This window comes from Bartonella queenslandensis AUST/NH15 (assembly GCF_000312585.1).
In the GTDB taxonomy this organism is placed as follows: Bacteria; Pseudomonadota; Alphaproteobacteria; order Rhizobiales; family Rhizobiaceae; genus Bartonella; species Bartonella queenslandensis_A.
Map to the genome: position 1 here is coordinate 130,559 of NZ_HE998013.1, position 1,818 is coordinate 132,376.

2 protein-coding genes are annotated in these 1,818 nt (G+C 38.4%); both read right to left on the minus strand.

Features of this window, described 5'->3' with window-relative positions; translation table 11 throughout:
* The coding region (locus BN338_RS08650; protein WP_039761073.1) for an SAM-dependent methyltransferase at window positions 1-267 on the minus strand (267 nt) is incomplete at its 3' end.
* A gap of 29 nt (window positions 268-296) precedes the next feature.
* On the minus strand, window positions 297-1,607 hold the full coding sequence (locus tag BN338_RS08655) for a Ppx/GppA phosphatase family protein (protein WP_051018519.1): 1,311 nt from the start codon (window positions 1,605-1,607) through the stop codon (window positions 297-299).
* Between the last annotated feature and the right edge of the window lie 211 nt (window positions 1,608-1,818).

Sequence of the window (1,818 nt, forward strand, 5' to 3'; positions counted from 1 at the left end):
TCCCCCCGGTGCTGCCCCTAGATCAATAACCTTTTGGCCTTTTTTCAAAAACTTATAACGTTCATTAATTTCAATGAGTTTATAAGCCGCACGCGAACGATAACCATCCACTTTTGATTGATGAACATAAGGATCATTCAAATGCCTCTCTAACCATCGCCGTGATGAAGCTTTAATGGTTCCAGCTTTCTTTTTTACGCGCTGATATAATTCATGTGACCCTGAACCTCCATAGCCACCCGTTGGGGGTTTTGTTGTTTTTTTCATCGTTATTCATTGTCTCCATATTTAATTCTCTAACGCTTGAAATTTCTGCTCTTTCTACGTCGACACCATACACCATCGCGTAACATCAGCTCTATCAAAATTCCTTCCCTTAAGCCACGATCAGCAACTCTTAAACGCTGACTTGGCCAAACTTCTCGAATAACATCTAAAATTGCACAACCAGCTAAAACTAAATCTGCTTTCTCTCGCCCAATAAAAGGATTTATGACACGTTTTTCTATATCCCATGATAATAAGCGTTTTGTCATAAGAGTAATGTCTGCATCATCCATCCAAATGCCATCCACTTTCCTCCTATCATAACGCTCTAAATTAAGATACATCCCTGCTAAAGTCGTAACCGTACCGGAGGTTCCCAAAAGATGAAACTTCGACCCTTGCGCTAACTTTCCTAATTTATGGCGATCCGAAAAATTATTTAACAGCCCTCGCACATAATTTTTCATTTTTTCAAAATCGTCTAAACAAATATTATTCCCTCCAAAACGTTCAGCAAGCGTAACAACTCCAACAGGAAGAGAAGTCCAAGCGGTAATTTGTCCTGCTAAACGAAAAGAACGCTTTTGAGAAACATCAAGGAGTACAATTTCTGATGATCCTCCTCCAATATCAAAAAGTACAATTGCCTCAGTATTTGGTTCAACAAGTGTACTACATCCTGTAACAGCAAAACGCGCTTCTGTTTGCCGATCAACAATTTCCAATTCAAGACCAGTCTCATCCAGAACACGCTGAATAAAATATCTACCATTTTCTGCTGAACGGCAAGCTTCCGTTGCAATCAAGCGATAACGCTTAATATGCCTTTGTTTTAGCTTTAAACGACAAATCTTTAATGCTTCAATCGCACGATCCATAGCTTGTGTTTTAAGCAAACCATTATTTATTAAACCTTCTCCCAATCGTACAATACGAGAAAAAGCATCAACAACACGAAAATATCCAGGTTCACTAGGAGATGCGATAAGAAGACGACAATTATTCGTTCCTAAATCAAGCGCCGCATAAAGAGGTGGAGATTTTACTTGAGAGAATCGTCGAAGAAAAGGTGCTTGGCGCTTTTTTGCTTTTTGAGCACCTATCATTGTTTGGCTATGAAACTCAAAAGCTGTCTTCGATTGAATTAAAACCTGTTTCTGTTTACAATGTCTTCTTCTCTGCTGTCTCTTTATATCAACAAGGACAGAGCACGTCTCTGTTCGTGACAAAGCAGAACGATTATTTTTATTATTCCCACACTGATCATGCAACTGATTTACTTTGGTATCGTGTGATTCTCCTTGCTTTGACTCTTTTGAACCATAATTTAACGGGGTCATTTCTCTTATCCCTTGAGCGTTTCCCCCAATAAATAAAGGCAAAAACTCTTCTGCTTATTCCTCAATAAAGCAACAATGCGGCATCAAATGACAAAATACAAGAAACCATTCCTCTTTTTCTTATCATCGGAACTTTCTACGCTCGTATCATTCAGATTTTATATAATCTTTTGGTTGCTTCCGTAAAGTCATACTTCTCTTTATGAACTTA

Bases quoted from the DNA above. Each gene is read 5' to 3' on its own strand.
- BN338_RS08655 (WP_051018519.1), bottom strand. From the start codon at position 1,607: ATGACCCCGTTAAATTATGGTTCAAAAGAGTCAAAGCAAGGAGAATCA.